The 16,276-nt window shown below is 37.3% G+C and carries 20 protein-coding genes; 8 read left to right on the top strand and 12 right to left on the bottom strand.

Annotated elements, in window-relative coordinates:
* Window positions 1-113 precede the first annotated feature (113 nt).
* On the bottom strand, window positions 114-434 hold the full coding sequence (locus MHUN_RS14195) for a nucleotidyltransferase domain-containing protein (protein ID WP_048068071.1): 321 nt from the start codon (window positions 432-434) through the stop codon (window positions 114-116).
* A gap of 167 nt (window positions 435-601) precedes the next feature.
* On the bottom strand, window positions 602-2,224 hold the full coding sequence (locus MHUN_RS14190) for a tetratricopeptide repeat protein (RefSeq protein WP_011449668.1): 1,623 nt from the start codon (window positions 2,222-2,224) through the stop codon (window positions 602-604).
* Between the two features lie 152 nt (window positions 2,225-2,376).
* Here MHUN_RS14190 and MHUN_RS14185 point away from each other — a divergent pair, with 152 nt between their 5' ends.
* The 8 genes from MHUN_RS14185 (at window position 2,377) to MHUN_RS14155 (ending at window position 6,704) form a co-directional block, all read left to right on the top strand.
* Window positions 2,377-2,598: a type II toxin-antitoxin system HicB family antitoxin gene (locus MHUN_RS14185; protein WP_011449667.1), complete on the top strand. Its 222-nt coding sequence runs from the start codon at window positions 2,377-2,379 to the stop codon at window positions 2,596-2,598.
* Window positions 2,585-2,809, top strand: coding sequence for a type II toxin-antitoxin system HicA family toxin (locus tag MHUN_RS20095; RefSeq protein WP_011449666.1), 225 nt, complete (start codon window positions 2,585-2,587; stop codon window positions 2,807-2,809). The genes MHUN_RS14185 and MHUN_RS20095 overlap by 14 nt, the downstream gene beginning before the upstream one ends.
* A gap of 131 nt (window positions 2,810-2,940) precedes the next feature.
* Window positions 2,941-3,249 (top strand): nucleotidyltransferase family protein, encoded by a 309-nt coding sequence (locus MHUN_RS14175; protein WP_158498235.1) that lies wholly within the window; start codon window positions 2,941-2,943, stop codon window positions 3,247-3,249.
* Window positions 3,250-3,314: 65 nt separating this feature from the next.
* Entirely contained in the window at window positions 3,315-3,506 is a 192-nt protein-coding gene (locus tag MHUN_RS20090) for an antitoxin family protein (RefSeq protein ID WP_011449664.1), read from the top strand.
* Complete coding sequence (locus MHUN_RS14170) at window positions 3,491-3,955, top strand: PIN domain-containing protein (RefSeq protein WP_011449663.1); 465 nt, start codon at window positions 3,491-3,493, stop codon at window positions 3,953-3,955. Before MHUN_RS20090 ends, MHUN_RS14170 begins: the two co-directional genes overlap by 16 nt.
* A 485-nt stretch (window positions 3,956-4,440) precedes the next feature.
* A complete protein-coding gene (locus MHUN_RS14165; protein ID WP_011449662.1) occupies window positions 4,441-6,060 on the top strand; it encodes an IS1634-like element ISMhu5 family transposase in 1,620 nt (539 codons plus the stop codon).
* A complete protein-coding gene (locus tag MHUN_RS14160) occupies window positions 6,057-6,362 on the top strand; it encodes a hypothetical protein (protein ID WP_048067570.1) in 306 nt (101 codons plus the stop codon). Before MHUN_RS14165 ends, MHUN_RS14160 begins: the two co-directional genes overlap by 4 nt.
* Window positions 6,363-6,470: 108 nt before the next feature.
* A complete protein-coding gene (locus tag MHUN_RS14155; protein ID WP_011449660.1) occupies window positions 6,471-6,704 on the top strand; it encodes a hypothetical protein in 234 nt (77 codons plus the stop codon).
* Window positions 6,705-7,051: 347 nt separating this feature from the next.
* Here the strand turns inward: MHUN_RS14155 and MHUN_RS14145 are convergent, their stop codons facing one another.
* From MHUN_RS14145 to MHUN_RS14100, 10 genes are all read right to left on the bottom strand, one after another.
* Window positions 7,052-7,318 (bottom strand): hypothetical protein, encoded by a 267-nt coding sequence (locus tag MHUN_RS14145; protein ID WP_011449659.1) that lies wholly within the window; start codon window positions 7,316-7,318, stop codon window positions 7,052-7,054.
* Window positions 7,319-7,330: 12 nt separating this feature from the next.
* On the bottom strand, window positions 7,331-7,564 hold the full coding sequence (locus MHUN_RS14140) for a hypothetical protein (protein WP_011449658.1): 234 nt from the start codon (window positions 7,562-7,564) through the stop codon (window positions 7,331-7,333).
* A 342-nt stretch (window positions 7,565-7,906) separates the two neighbouring features.
* The gene (locus MHUN_RS14135; protein WP_048067569.1) at window positions 7,907-8,164 is read right to left on the bottom strand and encodes a HepT-like ribonuclease domain-containing protein; all 258 of its coding nucleotides are present in this window, start codon (window positions 8,162-8,164) and stop codon (window positions 7,907-7,909) included.
* A gap of 30 nt (window positions 8,165-8,194) precedes the next feature.
* The gene (locus tag MHUN_RS14130; protein ID WP_011449656.1) at window positions 8,195-8,503 is read right to left on the bottom strand and encodes a nucleotidyltransferase family protein; all 309 of its coding nucleotides are present in this window, start codon (window positions 8,501-8,503) and stop codon (window positions 8,195-8,197) included.
* Window positions 8,504-9,525: 1,022 nt separating this feature from the next.
* Window positions 9,526-9,732 carry a hypothetical protein gene (locus MHUN_RS18785; RefSeq protein WP_143709519.1) on the bottom strand — a complete coding sequence of 69 codons (207 nt, stop codon included), beginning with the start codon at window positions 9,730-9,732 and terminating at the stop codon, window positions 9,526-9,528.
* 883 nt (window positions 9,733-10,615) lie between these two features.
* Complete coding sequence (locus MHUN_RS17810; protein WP_011449653.1) at window positions 10,616-11,773, bottom strand: DUF4114 domain-containing protein; 1,158 nt, start codon at window positions 11,771-11,773, stop codon at window positions 10,616-10,618.
* A gap of 16 nt (window positions 11,774-11,789) precedes the next feature.
* Window positions 11,790-12,233 carry a type IV pilin gene (locus MHUN_RS14115; RefSeq protein ID WP_011449652.1) on the bottom strand — a complete coding sequence of 148 codons (444 nt, stop codon included), beginning with the start codon at window positions 12,231-12,233 and terminating at the stop codon, window positions 11,790-11,792.
* 2 nt (window positions 12,234-12,235) lie between these two features.
* Complete coding sequence (locus MHUN_RS14110) at window positions 12,236-13,096, bottom strand: type IV pilin N-terminal domain-containing protein (RefSeq protein ID WP_011449651.1); 861 nt, start codon at window positions 13,094-13,096, stop codon at window positions 12,236-12,238.
* 247 nt (window positions 13,097-13,343) lie between these two features.
* Window positions 13,344-13,997, bottom strand: a complete 654-nt coding sequence (locus MHUN_RS14105; protein ID WP_011449650.1) for a hypothetical protein — start codon at window positions 13,995-13,997, stop codon at window positions 13,344-13,346.
* Window positions 13,997-15,775, bottom strand: a complete 1,779-nt coding sequence (locus MHUN_RS14100) for a hypothetical protein (RefSeq protein ID WP_011449649.1) — start codon at window positions 15,773-15,775, stop codon at window positions 13,997-13,999. The genes MHUN_RS14105 and MHUN_RS14100 overlap by 1 nt, the downstream gene beginning before the upstream one ends.
* Window positions 15,776-16,276: the final 501 nt, after the last annotated feature.

The raw sequence follows: 16,276 nt of genomic DNA, 5'->3' as shown, positions 1-16,276 counted from the left end.
CACAAAAAGAATTCGGGTCTTTTGTAGCTTTTGATTATGGAAATATTCGATATTTCTGGGATTCGGACAGGGAAGCAAAGTATATTGGAAGGGTTTCAGAAAACCGTTGACTCTCAATTTTTTGATTCATACAACACTTTTCCTTCACGTAATGCCCAGTATAACACAGTTCCTGGTACTGGATTTAATGCCTCTTCTTCGCTGTATACAAGAATATCTACCCCGATACCTGGAGCGACCCTTCCTATTGCATTCCGATACTCAACCATTTTTCTCCCTCTGTTCTCAGGATTATTCACAAGAACAAGAATATCAATATCTGAATCTTCGGTTGCATCACCTCTGGCATATGAGCCAAAGAGAATAATTCGTGAGGGTTCCTCCACATTTAGTATTTTTTTGGCCGAAGATGCGATTCTCCCTTCAGCGAGCATGATTATCATATCGTGTCAGAATGAGATAAATTTTCTTTTTGTTGATAGATCATATCTGGTTATCCAATTTAGTTTCTTCCAGGATTAAAAACGATAAGTACAGCCCTGGACAACAAATGGTATCTTGAGCAAAAATGGGTTTAAGGTGATTTATTAGAAATACTAACTCACAAGCAGTCTTTATATCTCTCTTCAACTGCTGCTGCTTCCTTTTCTTTCCCCTGCATCCGATATGCTTCAACCAGGATAGGATACACTTCAGTAGCTTTCAGAAATGATTTTTTCAGCAGTTTTTCACAGATTCCGATCGTCCGTTTTGGATATCCTGCTTTGTTCAGGAATCGTGCAAGAAGTACCATGGCAATTGGTTCATACAGCCCTGCCTGAACTGATCTCTCAATCAGGTTCAGACCCGGTTTGAGGTCCTTGTGCATGAGATGCTGATATCCTTCCAGGAGATATACAATTTCGTTCATCTTCTTCTCTTTATACATGGGAAGTAAATCTGTCAGCTCATCAATTCTTCCGAGTTTTCCTGCCAGAAAAAATGCCCAGGAGGATTCAGAGAGAAGTCTGCCTGCTCGTATATGCCCGGACAGGAACTCAAACGTTTCTGTATTATCTCCTTTTTCCCACAATTGTTTGAGTGTATCCTGAAGATTATCTTCCGGATTATTTCTTGAGTATCTCCCTTCCATGGTATAATCCCATAATGCATTCATCATCCGGGACTGTTCACGGGTTTCCATCCGAATATTTGGATAACTTTTTTCCATCTCCTCAATCAGGGGCATTATGAGATCTGAAAGTCCTGTATTCCTGAGATGGAGCAGCATTTCAAATATCTGACACTCATTTCCTCCGGTCTCTTCCCGTAAATGAGAGAGAAATTGCGGGTCATGTATGGCATCGGTATGGAGTGATTCTATGAGTTTCTTTCCGATGGAATATTCTGACGTGTATTTTTTTATTTCATTGAGATTGGTATGTATGTGTAAATCTATTGCAGTATTATGAATCGGAGTGAAGGAGAAAAATTTTGATGCAAGGGAATATCCTTCATCAGCAATTGCTTCGGCTACAATAAACCCTGGCAACGCTTCATATGGTCCTTCATCGGTCAGTGTCTGATAGATATGATCGGTTATGGAGTCCAGTATTATTTTGATGAAATACACAAATGCATAGATCTCTACCTCATAATTCTCCCGGATATTATATTTTTGAAGGATCTCAAGTCCGATTACAGAGAAGCCAATGGGCAAAGAAAGGAGGCATGAAAAATCATCCGGGTATTCCAGGACATCGTCATCAATGATGAGATCAACAAGGTCTTCGGTTTGAATTATTTTATTCCACAGGTATACTGCTTCGCTTTTCTTATCAAGTGTTCCCGCAGCGAGGAACGCAATCAACTGATCGCCTGGAGTATCCTGTTTTGTGATGAGCCTAGCGAGGAGATTGTTCATCTCCTCATGTTTTCCGAGTGCTCCAAGATGCCTGGCTATCCTGAATTGAGAGAACGGGCTTTTTTTCAGGTCATCTATTTCCTTCAGGAGGTGTATTGCCTCTTCATGGTCTCCCAGGAGGGTGAGTAATAATTCACGTGTCAGCAGGATACGATAATCATCCGGGTGCTCCTTTTCCAGGTTCGTGATCTCTTCATAGATATCCGCTATTGTAATGTCTGAAAGTTTGCCGCCGATGAGGTCGAACCCGTCACCAACAGCATACAAATTGTCTCTATCACCAAAGAAAGAAACCATACGGTATGTATGTGTTGGTGCCATGTTAATATTGTTCTAAAACCCATATGTCTCAAAGAATGTGTCACCTGAAATTCATGAAAATTGAGTTGTCATCTGACGATAGAAGTTCATATATTGCATAAAATTTCTATAGGAGATAGAATAACTGCCCAATTTATTCAGGAGATAATAGTATGATAAAACAACTTACAGCAATTATTGAACGTGAAGGAGATGGATATGTATCATTATGTCCTGAATTGGATATCGCAAGTCAGGGGGATTCAGTTGAGGATGCCCGTAATAATCTCCGAGAGGCAATTGAATTGTTTTTTGAAACTGCATCCCAATTTGAAATTCAGACCCGATTACACCAGGAAGTATATGTGACTAGTCTGGAGGTTGCAATTGGGTAAACTCCGTATTCTCTCCGGAAAAGAAGTTTGTATAATCCTTTCTACACATGGCTTTTGTGAGGTCCATCGGCGGGGAAGCCATATTGTTATGCAAAAAAGACTTGTTGATTCAACAATCACTGTTCCGGTTCCAAATCATGATGAGATAAGGGTGGGTACATTGCTATCCATAATTCGTCAGTCCGATCTCCCAAGAAGTGAATTTGAATAACAATTGTTGAATGGTTTTAGGTTTGAGATGGTGGTTCCGGAAAGGGGATTATAGGCCTTAGGTTTTCAAATGGCAGTAAAAACTTTTCAATTCATAGAGAGTATTGTATGAATAAGGTACAGGTGAACATCTTGGTTGATCAACCTCCTCTTAACAAGGATCTCATTCTCAAAACGATTCGTGAACTCTCTCCTGAATTCCGGACCGTATATAAAGTAAAACGTCTGGGTTTATTTGGCTCTTATGCATCTGGGTCAGCTCATGAGCACAGTGATATCGACATCCTTGCAGAGTTTGAACCCGGAGCTGATATATGGGATTTATCTGGATTAAAAATAAAACTGGAGTCCATATTTGGGGTTTCTGTTGATGTTACTACAGTATCTGCCCTAAAGCCAGAAATGCGTGATTCGATTCTGGCAAATATTGCATATTCATGAAAAATTCAAAAAAAGTTATTAGTATAGCAATTACATATACTGATTTACGTTATAGGTAAGAAATAATGACTGTGACGATTGATTGCATTTATGATGGAGAAGTATTCCGTCCTCTGGAAAAAATTGATCTGAAAAAAGGTGAACGATTAACTCTTCATATAGAGCGTCATATTTCTTTAGATCCTATTGTACTACAGACTCCGGTTACTGATGATATTATCCAGTCATTGCGGAGAGAGTCGTGGACATCTTTATAGATACATCTGTAATTATTCCTTTTCTTATTGAATCTCCTGCAACTATGGAGGTAAGAGGTTTCTTTGAAAACTTCCATGGATCATTTCATACGTGCTCGATGGTCTATCAGGAGACCCTATTTATTGGGATGAGACTTATTGCCGTCGAAAGGTTAAAAATCCGTTCATATATTGATTTAAAAGAATACATTATAAAAAATGGGCATTCTTTTGCAGATGATTTTTATGAGAAGGTTTCTCTTCTTTTTGGAAATATGACTATTCACCGGGATTCTGCAGATACGGATCATATTATGCAACTTATGGTTGATTATGGGCTATTTCCCGCTGACGCTGTTATTGCAGCTACAAGTATCGAACAAAAAATTACTTTATTTGCATCCAGAGATAAAGATTATTCCAGGATATGTTATTTGAAACTTTTTCCTTTCAATGAAAATTTCAGATAATTTTTGTAAATAGGAAGCAAATCGTTCTGGAATAAACACATAACATTACACACCGGATGCCTCATAATACAGGGTTTGATTGTTTTTGGTAACCCTTATTTATGGGATTGTGTCAGAGTATCATTCAGTTGTTCTTTCACAAAATGATATAAATCTGGAAGGTCCTGCTCAATAATCAACCATATTCTGGTTACCTTGTCTCCTCACTCCAAACATTATTACATCTGCCGGCTGGTACACCCTCTGGTCCAGAAGAGAATCTATGGTTCGTAGCATTTGTTCCAGCATTCGGATCTGTACGAGTATTGTTTTTCGCTGTCATTATTAATGCACTACAAATTTTTTACGCTATATACTGGTTGTTATCTAATTAGGATTCTCCAGAGGGCATAATCTGGCCTGATTATGCCTATATTCGTCAGATCTATTAAAATTTTATATAATAGTAAACTATATAACTAAGAAGATCTCCATTACTATAATTAATGAAAGATGAGGATGTTTCATTAGAAATAGACTCCATAAAAACCATTGATCATCTTGGAATAGTTGCAGGCACGTTCCATAAGCTTGGTTTAGCTCCTATAATTGACCGGGCAATCCCTAAAATTGGTCAACATCAAATATCAAGTTCTCAAATTTTATTAGCCCTCATTCTCAACGGACTTGGATTCACAGAGAGACGACTCTATCTTTTTCCCGAATACTGCAAGCATCTTGATTTGGAACGTCTCATAGGTCCGGATATTTCTGCAAAAAATCTAAATGAATCAGTCATTGGTCGCCTTTTGGATAAGATATATGCATATGGCCCCAGCAAGCTCTTTACTGATCTTGTCACCCAGATGTTTACTGTTTACAAAGATGGAGTACAGCTTTGTCATGTTGATACAACCAATTTCAGTGTTCATGGTGAATATGGAAATGAATCCGGAGATGGATGTATCAAAATTACAAAGGGACATCCAAAAGACAAACGCTGGGATTTAAACAGATTTGCCTTAAGTATGGTGGTTAACCAACACGGGATACCGATTTTTGCTCGTGCACACGATGGCAACGAATCAGATAAGGAAGTTCTTGTGCAAACAATCCTATCATTGCAAGATTCATTCACATTTGATCCTGATGTAATCTTCATGGGTGACAGTGCCCTGTATACTGATAAAAACATCAAAACCCTCGGTCCGGAAACAAGGTGGATATCAAATGTCCCAGCCACAATAAATGAGATGACAGAGTTACTCAAATCTGATCTTCTCTTCACTCCTACCTCAGATCCACGGTATTCTTGCAGTAGCGTTGACTCACATTATGGTGGTGTTCCTCAAAAATGGATTGTTGTCTCATCTGAAGAGATGAAAGCTCGAGAATTGAAGACGTTTGAGAAAAACCTCCCTGTGAGGTTCAAAGCCGCATTAAAAGGGTTAAAACAGATTTCTAAAGTATGCTATGCATGTGAAACAGATGCCAATAACGCTCTCTTACGCTATCTTAATGAAACACCTTTAGTAAAATTGGTGGATTCAAGGATCAAGGTCAGTTATAAACGGGAAAATGGTAAGAAGGGGCGCCCAAAAGCAGGAGAAACGTTAATCCCACAATATTCGATCGATGCAAGGGTTGAACTTGCTCAGGATTTCGTTGAAAGTGAAAAACAGTATCTGGGCAGATTTATTCTTGCAACGAATGTTTTGAGTTTGGATTCTGAAACGGTTCTGAATCACTATAAAGGACAGATGCTTGTCGAAAAAGGTTTCCGGTTTTTAAAGGACAAATCATTCCGGGTTGCTGAAGTTTATCTGAAAAGTGAAAAAAGGATCGAGGCTTTATGTATGGTTATGGTTCTCTGCCTCATGGTTTACTCATATACTGAAATGCTGCTGCGAAAAAGGCTGAAAGAAGAAGATGAAACGGTGTTGAATCAGAAGAAGAAACCTACCTCTCGTCCAACGCTCAAATGGATTTTTTTTAAATTCAGAGAGATTAAGTCATGTATTATTTCTGTCAATGATGCACTCCATTCATCTATCCAGAATTTGGATCGAGAACTATTGAAGATATTGCGATTGCTTGGGCCGGAGTACGAAAAATTCTATTGTTGAAAAAAGATCTGGCGAATGTGGGTTATGGATCGGAGAAAGCTTTTACCTGTGATACATTGAAAGAGGATATTAACTCCTTTCCAAGGTTGCATGATGAGATGGGGGCTGAATCTCCACGGTGCATTCTTATTGGAGTGGTGTTTCGTGAGCTGAATATTACCGGTTTCCTGATTCTGGTTTCGTCCTCTCCGGTAGTGTCAGGGCTCATGGTGTATGCTGACCTGATGCTTTCCAAGGGGATTATATTCTTGATACTTTGTACAGCATATGAACAGAGTGGCAGAGTATTAGATCGCCATTGATTTTTCAAGTATCTCATGTTGGGTAAAGGAATAATTTGAGTGGAACACGTAGTTGCTTTTGGTTTGTGTGGCAAAAAACTAATAGAGTGATAGCGATATATTATTATTATGTCGGTCGCGACTCCGAAAATATCGCAAATTCTGGAAGTTATTCATTCTTTATCAACAGATGAACAGGAATACATCGAAGAGATCCTTCATAAACGTCTTATTGAGCAGAAAAGAGAGAAATTAGCACGAGAAGCCCATGAAGCTCTTAATGAATATTATTCGGGCTCATGTAAAGAAGGCTCAATAAAAGATTTATGGAAAGATTTAGATGACTCGAATAGTCTGGAATGAACGATTTATTAAGTCATATCAGAAATGGTCACGAAAACATCCTGATTTGATAGGAATATGCAAAAACTTAAAATTTTTAAAGCAGACCCATTTCACGTCTCATTTAAAACCCATCCTCTTCATGGATCACTGGAAGGGTTTTGGTCATTTTCTATATCATATCAGTACCGGATCTTATTTTCTTTTTTAGATAATTGGAAAGGCTCAGTACATCGTAACCCTTCACTAACAATTTTAAATTTTAATAAGAATGTAAGCTTCCAGATGATTGTCCTACTTGACACCCTTGAAGATTATGATCAGGGGGAGCATGAAGATTTATGGGTATGCCTATGCACAGAAATAGGTTAAATCTTCCCGTATTTCTTGTGAGCCTGTTCAATTGTCATGATTTTCTCTATCAAAATCATATCGGCATCAATTGAATAGAACAACGTATATTTCCATGATATATGCATACGCCAGTGAGGTTTTTTCGTTTTTAACCTCTTGATATTCCACCGGGCATGTGGATGGTGGATGAGCTCTTCGATATGTTCACCAATGATACGTCGATCCTTTTCAGGAAGCCCACGGATAAACTCTTTTGCTCGATCTTCTATTCTGATCTGCACAAAGAACCTCGTCTACAGCTTGAGTTCTCTTTTTGCCTCTTCCCATGAAGTGAAGGTGCCATTTTTACTAATCTCATCAAGATCCATTTCGAGAGTCCGCCTTTGGTGTTCAGCAATAAGATCAGCGACAGTATCACCAAGGGTCTTCCCTGGTTCTTTAATATTTGAAAGTGCCACCCATGTATCCGGTGTGAGAGCTACCCGCTTACTAGCTACCTGAGCCTGTTTCTGTGTATGTGCTGTCATTATTTCTATCTCCGATTTCTATCAATTTCATGTTTCGATTCTCTATTCCAGATTATGTATTATGACAACCTTCTCGCAAACGTATGGGGGGTGTCCTTATACAGTTGTATTACCCTGTAAAGTTGTATAATAGTAAGCTTGTGATCTCATAATCATTTTCATCAATATGGCAATATCAAATAAAGGGCTGGTATATTGGCATTCCGACATTGAATCTCAGAAAACTCCCAAATTTATATATTTCTTTATAAAAACTATGGAAGTATAGGTTTCGTCTTTCAAATATCTTATCACTCATAGATAGTTTTTCAAAGAGTTAGATCGGGTCAAGCCCGACCCTTTTTAAAAGAGTTGTTGCCAACTTTTCCTGTTTCTGGTTACATTTACTTCGGTATACTGATGAACAAGAATATTTCTTAAACAAGCAATATCCTGCCATGGGATGTTGTGATTCCTATTTTTGATGTGATCTGAAAGCCTCTGGGTTGTTTCAGCGAGGATTTGTAGTTTTCTGATCACTGCATCCTGAGTCTTGTCATCGGATAAAAAATATTCATATCCGTCCTTTGTGTATTCACGAATTTTTTTTAATATATTCATCAATCAGGATGAGATAATATCTATCATCCTTCATAGGGATATTGCCTCATGAAGAATCTTATCTTTAATATACCAGTGAAGACACTCCGGTTCAACAATGTCAATTTTTATTTGAAGGAAGTCTTCCAGTTCCCTGATGAGTGCCACCTGGTCGAGGAGGTTTCTGCTCGCATCAATATCTGCAAGAATATCGAGATCGCTATCCTCTGTTTGTTCCCCTCTTACAAATGATCCAAAAATCCGGATATTATCTGCTCCGTGTGATTTTGCAATTGAAATAATTTCATTCCGGTGACTCAGAATTTCCTTCAAGGATCGGATTTTTTCATCTTTTTTCATGCGGTTTCTGTATATTTTCAATTTTTATCAAAATTTTCAGGAATAGTCCATACATATTGCACAATAATCATCTCTTAATCAAGCCATCGCAATTTTTCTAATTGATGGTCAATTTATTTCTGATATGTTTCTATTGTGTTTTGTCATAAAAAATATTTTGATATCCCTGTATTCATAATATCCCAAAAGGGCAGTCTGGTTGGTTTACTTTGAACTTCGGAATATCTTAACTTAAAAATTCTGTGTTCGCTGAATAACCGAAATTTACCGCCCATAATGCTGTGTTGGAAGTAATGAATCATGTCCTATTCAATGTCGTGTTTGATCGTCGAACCGCAGGAACGGGTTTATCCGGGGAATGTAACTAAATCTCCTCACGTGTATGACCTGATATACTGGTTTACATGGTGATGGCTGTGAACCGGCATTTTTTTAATTCTCCATGAGTCAGGAGAAGGATCAAATACTGAATCGAATAAAAATTGTGTATTCTAATGAAACCAGCGGGTATTTTCCATCTTCAGGACTGGGTTTGGAAACAATGCCCAGATTCTTCACAGCGGTATATGGCCCCGGCAGGTCAGATCTCAATTTTCGTTATGCCTGGAATAATTCTCTCGCTGCTTTTATTGTGAATACCACAACGTTCCGAAGAGTTTCTCCATATAATCTGGTGCAAATCCCGTCCATGGCTTAAATAGTCTCTATTTAACCGTACTTCACAAAGATCTATGCAGGGACCACAATTTCCACACTGCATGGTTTCTGTATCTTTCCCAGTATATACAGGGGTGTATGCATACTATGCACAGCTATGCACCGGTTATGCACACCTGTGTGCATAGCAAAGAACCTTAATATTCTTTATAAATTCAAAAATAGCTAAAATTAAATGACTTAGTAGTATTGTATGCACACTTTTTATGATCGTACAAGAGGGCTCAGTTATGGTTCCGGTGAGGTGTACATGCACCTTCCGAAGTGTGCATAGCAGAATTGAAATCTTACATGTATTCATATTTTTAGAAACCATCTGAACCATGACCTTCTTTGTTATGCATGTTCGTGTGCATAGCTCGTGCATAGGTGTGCATAGATGCATAGCAGTATCCGACAGTGATATACACATGTGGGCTTCTGCTCCTCCGATCAGATTTCCTGGTCCTTGGAAGGAGACCTGCTGGTCTTTTAATATCCGGGGTTTTATTGGGTATCTGAATGGTGGTCATGGGATTTCCTTTTCTGGTGGGATAGTTTTTGGATTGGATGTGAGATCTTGTCTGGTGTGTGTGAATGGTGGAGGTCATACTATTCTCATTGAGTTTGCCGGGTGAATGACCCCAAAGGGTGTGGGATAGAGGTGAGATCTGGTCAATGTGGTTGTCGTGGCTGCGGGTATGATGCCGATGGCTCGTGTCATTTGTTCCGGTATAAACAATGGATGTGGATCTGCACACATGCACACCAGGATCAAGAGAGGTCATGATGGCCGGGGTTAAGCTAATCCTATCTGATTTTTCGGTAATTGGAAGGAGATTTGCTGGTTTTTTATTATCTGTGGGTTTTTCTACAGGGGTTTGAATGGAAGTCATGAGATGTTCTTTTGGAGGGGGATGGTGTTTGAGTTTTTTATCTGGAAAATTCTGGAAAGGTTGTTTGGTTTTTATTTGTGAATTTGATTATACTATTGTATTCAAGAGATGTCGTTGAAATGGGGATTTAGGTGCTGTTACTATATTCAGATGTATTTCACATCTATTAGATCTTTTATGATTGCTATGATATACTGTTTTGTATCTGGATCTTATCATGAATACAGATTCTGGAGTTATGTCATTAGTGTAATCAATATTTCTTTATAGCAAAAAATTGTAGATTTCCAGAATATGAGTGAATAATTTTACATAATTAACAAAAACGTTTTTTGAGTCAATTAATTAAAAATTGGTTGAGTCAAACTTGCAGAAAAAAGATCTAATTATATGATTTTTGTATACTTCATTATTTCAGAGTTGAAATATAATAATTACCTTTTTTTAATGTTTTCATCATGAAATTTATAGAACTGACTCTGATTAAACAATTCAAAAAAAGAGGAGATAGATGTGAAAATTATCTTTTATTATTATTGCTTTTACAATCAACACACACAACATCACTATTGTATCCAAGTGATTCACAGGATGGTGTCGACTCTTCACATTTCACCAATACACTTTGATCATGCCCTAATTTCCACTTAATATTATTCCAGAATCTATTTGTCCAAAATGGAGCATTATGAGCATCTATATAGAATGTTGTCGGCTGACACCGGTATTGCTCAACCATTCCTGAGCCAGTGAATTCGTTCCATGGAAGACTGGATTCATGAACTGGAATTACAATATTATTTGCAGAACTATTATAGGTAAATTGTGCGACGCATGTATACTTATTTCCATCTTTATATTTTGAATTACACTTACATACGGTGCCGGTATATATGGGAATAAGTGCTCCACTTCCTGTATCTCCACCTTGTGTACATCCTGTAGATAAATTACCACTGAGGTAAAACTCTAAATCATTATAGTCTTTATCTCCCCCATTCCAGAAATCTTCAAAACTCACAAGGTATCGATGATGTGTGCCACTGTTTTTAAAGGTAATCGCTGCATGAGCTAACTTATCAGGATTTCTTGATGCAGGACCTGTGAAATATGTTTTCCCATTTGCTGTATCAGAAAAGATTAATTCTGTCCCAATAGGGAATGTGCCAAGACTCCAATTAGTTCCAAATGGTGTCCCAGTTCGACCATTTGGCATTTCCCCTTGTGACCAGCCTAAATCAATTACCTTCGGATCTGATAGTTTGAATACATTTTTATATCCAGCCGATGAGTATGCAAAATCAACAATTACTGGGGTCGTGTCATCCATAACACAAACAGATGCTCCTACGCCACCCAAGTCTACAGGAATGACCTCAGTTGCTGTCGGTGTTGGAGTAATTGGAACCTCTGGAGCAGTGTCGTTAAACCAGCTTGGTTCATCAAATTTTTGGTCGTCCTTTATTACTTTAAATTCGTTAGGTACCTCTTCTTTAGAGGCAGAAGTGATGTTTCCTCCAATTGAGGAACTATAGGGGAATTCACCAATGTAAATATCTAACGCTTTAGGTTTTCCCTCTCCTTTGTTTGTTACATTTACTTCTGCATATGCGATAGTAAAGCACATAAATACTGCCGCAATTATAATGATAACACTTAAAATCACATTTTTGTTCATACAAATCACCTAATTATCAATTCTTTTTCATAACATACCAGGATACAATCACATCTCCGTTTTTCATGCTTTTTACATTTTCATTATATTTGTAGGTAAGATTATAATCATCACCCGGGGAGCAAATTTTTACCTTATCCATTGAAGAATAAATCTCTGCTGGGTAAAACCAGGTAGGTGCGATTTCAAATCTTTCCTTAAATGTCCGATTAAAATATTCTGTTGATAAATAAAACTTCATTTTTTGAGGATCGATAACGTCACCTCCTTCATGACGGGTTACGATGATGAAGGAATTTGTGTCACATTGCATACAGGAAGAGCTAAGAACCACTTTTTCTTTTGATACTGGAGGAGGGGTTGATAATAATACAACTCCAATTATCCCGATTCCTGTGATGACCAATGCAACCAGTATCAATGCTCCAATAATTTCTGATAATCCATTATCCTTCATCATTTTTAGTCACATCTTGCAATCTCACTTTTTGTTCTTCCAAGCCACCATTGAACTTTATTGAAAAAAGTTACATTAATAACATCTTTCATACTTCCGTTGTTGCTAAAATTTGTATGTGTAACTGCACTATTATTGCCAATAAAGTAGTTCCATGGTTTTAATGGTCTTTCGGCTTGAACCTCAAAATAATACGGTTTTGTTGAATCATCATGCATGGAATACGTAAAACATGCATAACATGAGCCATCATCACACCCGGCAGGATTACAGCCAGGATCACCCTTTTTTCTTGGATTAATAAGAACCGGAATTAATTCTCCAGTGGGATCTTTACATGACGCAGACTCGTTATTTTCGACACAGGGGGCGTTTTTGATCTGGTCCTTAAAATCTACTTTGACCATGGCTGATCTGAATGGGTAGTGCCGAATCTCCATTCCAATTGGTTTAGATAAAACCTTCTCCCTAAACCTTAATGTTTGCCCACTTTTCCATTCCGGAATCGAATTCCAAAAATCTCTTGATGATAAACTGCTATCACCAATGTCCGAAAACATACAATCTTCAGGTGTCCCTTCATATACCCACCATGGAAAAATTTCTTTTGAACTTCCATCTTCTAAATAAAGGATAAATTTCACCTGATTCTGCGAAAATGATTCTCCCCCACCATGATAGAGAATTATTTCATAATTTCCATCCAAATCACACTTCACACAGTATGATGTAAGTGATGCCTTTGGCGTTTTTTCAGGTGGCGGTGTTGAGAGCATAATCACCCCGATAATTGCCATGCTTAACATAACGACGCCTATCAGAAGAACCGCTCCAATAACTTCTGATACTGCGATTTCGTGCCTCATTGTCATACCCCCATATGACAGACAGAGTGGTTGTCATATAAGAATATATATGTTTCCTAAGATATCAAAAAATCGTTTATAGGCAATCAAATATATGTGTAAAATTGTCCGAAAAATTCAGTATCTCGCATATTTTGAGAATATTTAGCTTGAGTTAAAAGTAATTTCATTAATTACGCATACGCTAATTGTAAAAATATCAAATTAAACCAAATTTTAAGTTTATATTTTAGTTATTTTATGGAAGTTAATTCACATCAGTCCCAAATTGGTTCAGGACCAATGTTATTTCGTTTTCTGAGGGTAAATTGTATACTACCATCACTCGATCTACTGGTGATGGGGGATTTTGAATCCTTAACACTGTACCAATACTAAAATTTTTATCGTAAGAATTATATGGTTTAAATTCATTACTTGATATTTCTTTTTTTTCCCATTTGGTACTCTCAACATTTAATCCATTTACCAAAATTTTCATGCTATCAATATCAAGAGAATCACCTCCGTTATGGCAGATGTAGATTACTCCACATTCTGCAAGATTTGAACACATTGGAGCAAGGCAATGTTCCATACATCTTAATACTTCACTTGAAGAATCGCCTGATTGATATTGCTTATTTTTGAAATAATTCCGGAGTTTGCAATCCTCTTCACATTTTTCTTTATCAAACGGATCATGAATTGGATGACAACTAAAAGAGCCCTGTGTACATGGAAACTCCGGATCAAAATTATTTATATTTTCACTGCATGCAACACTTAATTTTACTTGTGGGATCTGAATCGGTTTGATCATGGGCAGATAAATAGCAGAGAAAATACCAAAGGCTGCGACAATGATGCCCATGAGTGCAATGGCCCCGATGATTTCTGAAATAGCATGGTCATATACCATTAGAGTGCCCCACTCTGCATGACAAGGGAGACTTCAGATTCTGTGTAATCCAGAATAAATGGTTTTTCAGTCAAATGGGCGTTATTTATATAATTCCGAACTGCCTCTAGACATGTATCGCTATCATATGTTGTTTGTGTGCATTTTCCACCTTTGGGTAGCTCTTGACCGGCTTTTTCACCAATAATTAAATTTGCGGAATAATTCTGCTTTGCTTTATCTTCTATTCGAAAAGTGTAGATATATCCACTAAATCCTCCAATATCCGGATTGTCAGATATCGTTTTATTAGTAATAGTTTTAATTTGATCAAACCCTCTTTTCCATAATTCTGTTGAAGTTATCATTCGGTTTTCATCATCTGGTGTTAATGTTCCTGTTGGAGCAGAATTTGGACTTGTTACTCGTGGATCATCTGGGATGAATTGAAGCCATATTGCATGGGCGTTAGGTTCATTTGCTTCTTTTAATTTATAATATTGTATTGATCCATCGGTTGGTTTAGTTCCAAAACCTGTTAGTTCAATCGTTCCATTAAATATATTGTGATGAATTTGATCAACTTTAGTAAAGATCTGAGCACTGACTGAACCGCTAATATCTTCTGTATCTGTTATCCGAATGTTGTTAATACTTACTTTTAAGTAATACTCCTCACTGGGGGGGTTTTTTATTGGTGTTATTGCAATTGATGGAACCAACATTACTGATGAACCCTGATCGGATGGTTGATTTAAAAATAAACCTCCCATTTCATAGAGTAAATTTTGATTTACCCAATACCTGTTCGCAGATTCATATTGGAGGGAGCCAATTCTAGGGGGATAATAATTATTTTTGTTAGTGATTGTGGCATTTTTATAATTTGATAAATTTTTTGATGGATCCATTGTTGTTGACTGGACATTTGAGTAATAAAAATCGTAAAATTGTGATGTATTATTCGATATTATATCATTTAATATATTAATTGTAAAATTTGTGCCATAAGTCTCATTCAATGTAATATTTTCCACAAGAGTTCTTTCACTAATCCATTCACGATAATGATCAGTTCTATTATCCATTATCTCTAATACGATGTCATAGATTTCCTTTTTATTTGGATATCTGATCAGTGCTGTGGCATTGATGTATTCTGGTGTTGGAGTGATTGTCGGTGTAGTTGTAGGGGTGAAAGTTATATTGCTCATATTAATAGTGATGAAAACGTCCTCATAGGTTGTTCGTTTTTTTGATGTAATGTTATAAAATCTTTCATCCTTTGTTGTAAAATTTATAGGTTCAGGAGGACAGTGATCTGGTTTCTTACAAGAAAAATTGATTAAATCGGGATAATAATTATAGTACCTCTGGGCATTATATTTCGTATAATTACTAACATCTGTCGGTAAAGGTGATACAAACGATATATCACCTACATATCCATTCACAACAACTTCAAGGAAATCATTCTGCTCATTTACCATCAATGTCCCAGAGGCTTCGATATACGAACTCATTGGCATGATACTTAAAGCACCAGAACCTACTGAAGATAACGTTCCTAATTCAAATGATCTGGCAATTGGAAGGTTTATCTTATCATTAATAATTAACCCGTCGATATCCGCTTTTAATCCGATAAATTCCTGAGTGATATATTTCATATGAGAAATCTCTGCATCTCTTCCCTGTATTGGTACTACATACAAAAGGTACATAGAGAAGAGTATCCCTAGCAGAGAGACGATCATCAAAAACCCGATAACCTCTGATAGCGCCTGCTCTTGTTTCACGCCCCACCCCAAATAGTTCTACATATATCTCTCAAAGTTCATGAAACTATTTATTCTTATTACCTTCCCCCTCCAGAAGATGAATGGTAATTCCAAAAGATTCGAAATATTATTCTTTTTAACAAAAAACCGTGTTGCCCTTTAAATACCTAAAGATATCTGAAAATTACCATAGTTGCTCCTCCTCTCATCCTTGGCATGGATCTCAAAAATGGATATTCAATCCCTTTACCATAGAACCACGCTATTCCCGGATCTCACCTGTACCCTATACCCGCCATGGTCTTATCAAAATGATCAATAGCGGCCTGTTATTAAAACAATATACATGAATATTTACTAAAAATATCGCCCAAATGAGGTTAAATTCAAGTCATAAGATCCTCATGACACAAACCCGGTTATTTTGAGAAATAAAACCCATATTATTGAAATTTAACTGTCGAATCACCCATTTGAGTATGGATCTCCCATATCGCACCATCTCACATTCCCCGCTGC

Origin of the sequence: Methanospirillum hungatei JF-1 (assembly GCF_000013445.1) — an archaeon.
Classification (GTDB): domain Archaea; phylum Halobacteriota; class Methanomicrobia; order Methanomicrobiales; family Methanospirillaceae; genus Methanospirillum; species Methanospirillum hungatei.
The sequence above is the reverse complement of the archived record's forward strand: the minus strand, read 5'-3'. Positions and strand labels throughout refer to the sequence as shown.

Excerpts from the sequence above, each read along its gene's own strand:
- MHUN_RS14115 (WP_011449652.1), bottom strand. The coding sequence starts at position 12,233 with ATGATGAAGGATAATGGATTATCAGAAATTATTGGAGCATTGATACTG.
- MHUN_RS18785 (WP_143709519.1), bottom strand. The coding sequence starts at position 9,732 with ATGACCACCATTCAGATACCCAATAAAACCCCGGATATTAAAAGACCA.
- MHUN_RS14140 (WP_011449658.1), bottom strand. The coding sequence starts at position 7,564 with ATGACAGCACATACACAGAAACAGGCTCAGGTAGCTAGTAAGCGGGTA.
- MHUN_RS20090 (WP_011449664.1), top strand. The coding sequence starts at position 3,315 with ATGACTGTGACGATTGATTGCATTTATGATGGAGAAGTATTCCGTCCT.
- MHUN_RS17810 (WP_011449653.1), bottom strand. The coding sequence starts at position 11,773 with ATGAACAAAAATGTGATTTTAAGTGTTATCATTATAATTGCGGCAGTA.
- MHUN_RS14135 (WP_048067569.1), bottom strand. The coding sequence starts at position 8,164 with ATGAATATATTAAAAAAAATTCGTGAATACACAAAGGACGGATATGAA.
- MHUN_RS14155 (WP_011449660.1), top strand. The coding sequence starts at position 6,471 with ATGTCGGTCGCGACTCCGAAAATATCGCAAATTCTGGAAGTTATTCAT.
- MHUN_RS14185 (WP_011449667.1), top strand. The coding sequence starts at position 2,377 with ATGATAAAACAACTTACAGCAATTATTGAACGTGAAGGAGATGGATAT.
- MHUN_RS14105 (WP_011449650.1), bottom strand. The coding sequence starts at position 13,997 with ATGGTATATGACCATGCTATTTCAGAAATCATCGGGGCCATTGCACTC.
- MHUN_RS14110 (WP_011449651.1), bottom strand. The coding sequence starts at position 13,096 with ATGAGGCACGAAATCGCAGTATCAGAAGTTATTGGAGCGGTTCTTCTG.
- MHUN_RS14165 (WP_011449662.1), top strand. The coding sequence starts at position 4,441 with ATGAAAGATGAGGATGTTTCATTAGAAATAGACTCCATAAAAACCATT.
- MHUN_RS14195 (WP_048068071.1), bottom strand. The coding sequence starts at position 434 with ATGCTCGCTGAAGGGAGAATCGCATCTTCGGCCAAAAAAATACTAAAT.
- MHUN_RS14190 (WP_011449668.1), bottom strand. The coding sequence starts at position 2,224 with ATGGCACCAACACATACATACCGTATGGTTTCTTTCTTTGGTGATAGA.
- MHUN_RS14130 (WP_011449656.1), bottom strand. The coding sequence starts at position 8,503 with ATGAAAAAAGATGAAAAAATCCGATCCTTGAAGGAAATTCTGAGTCAC.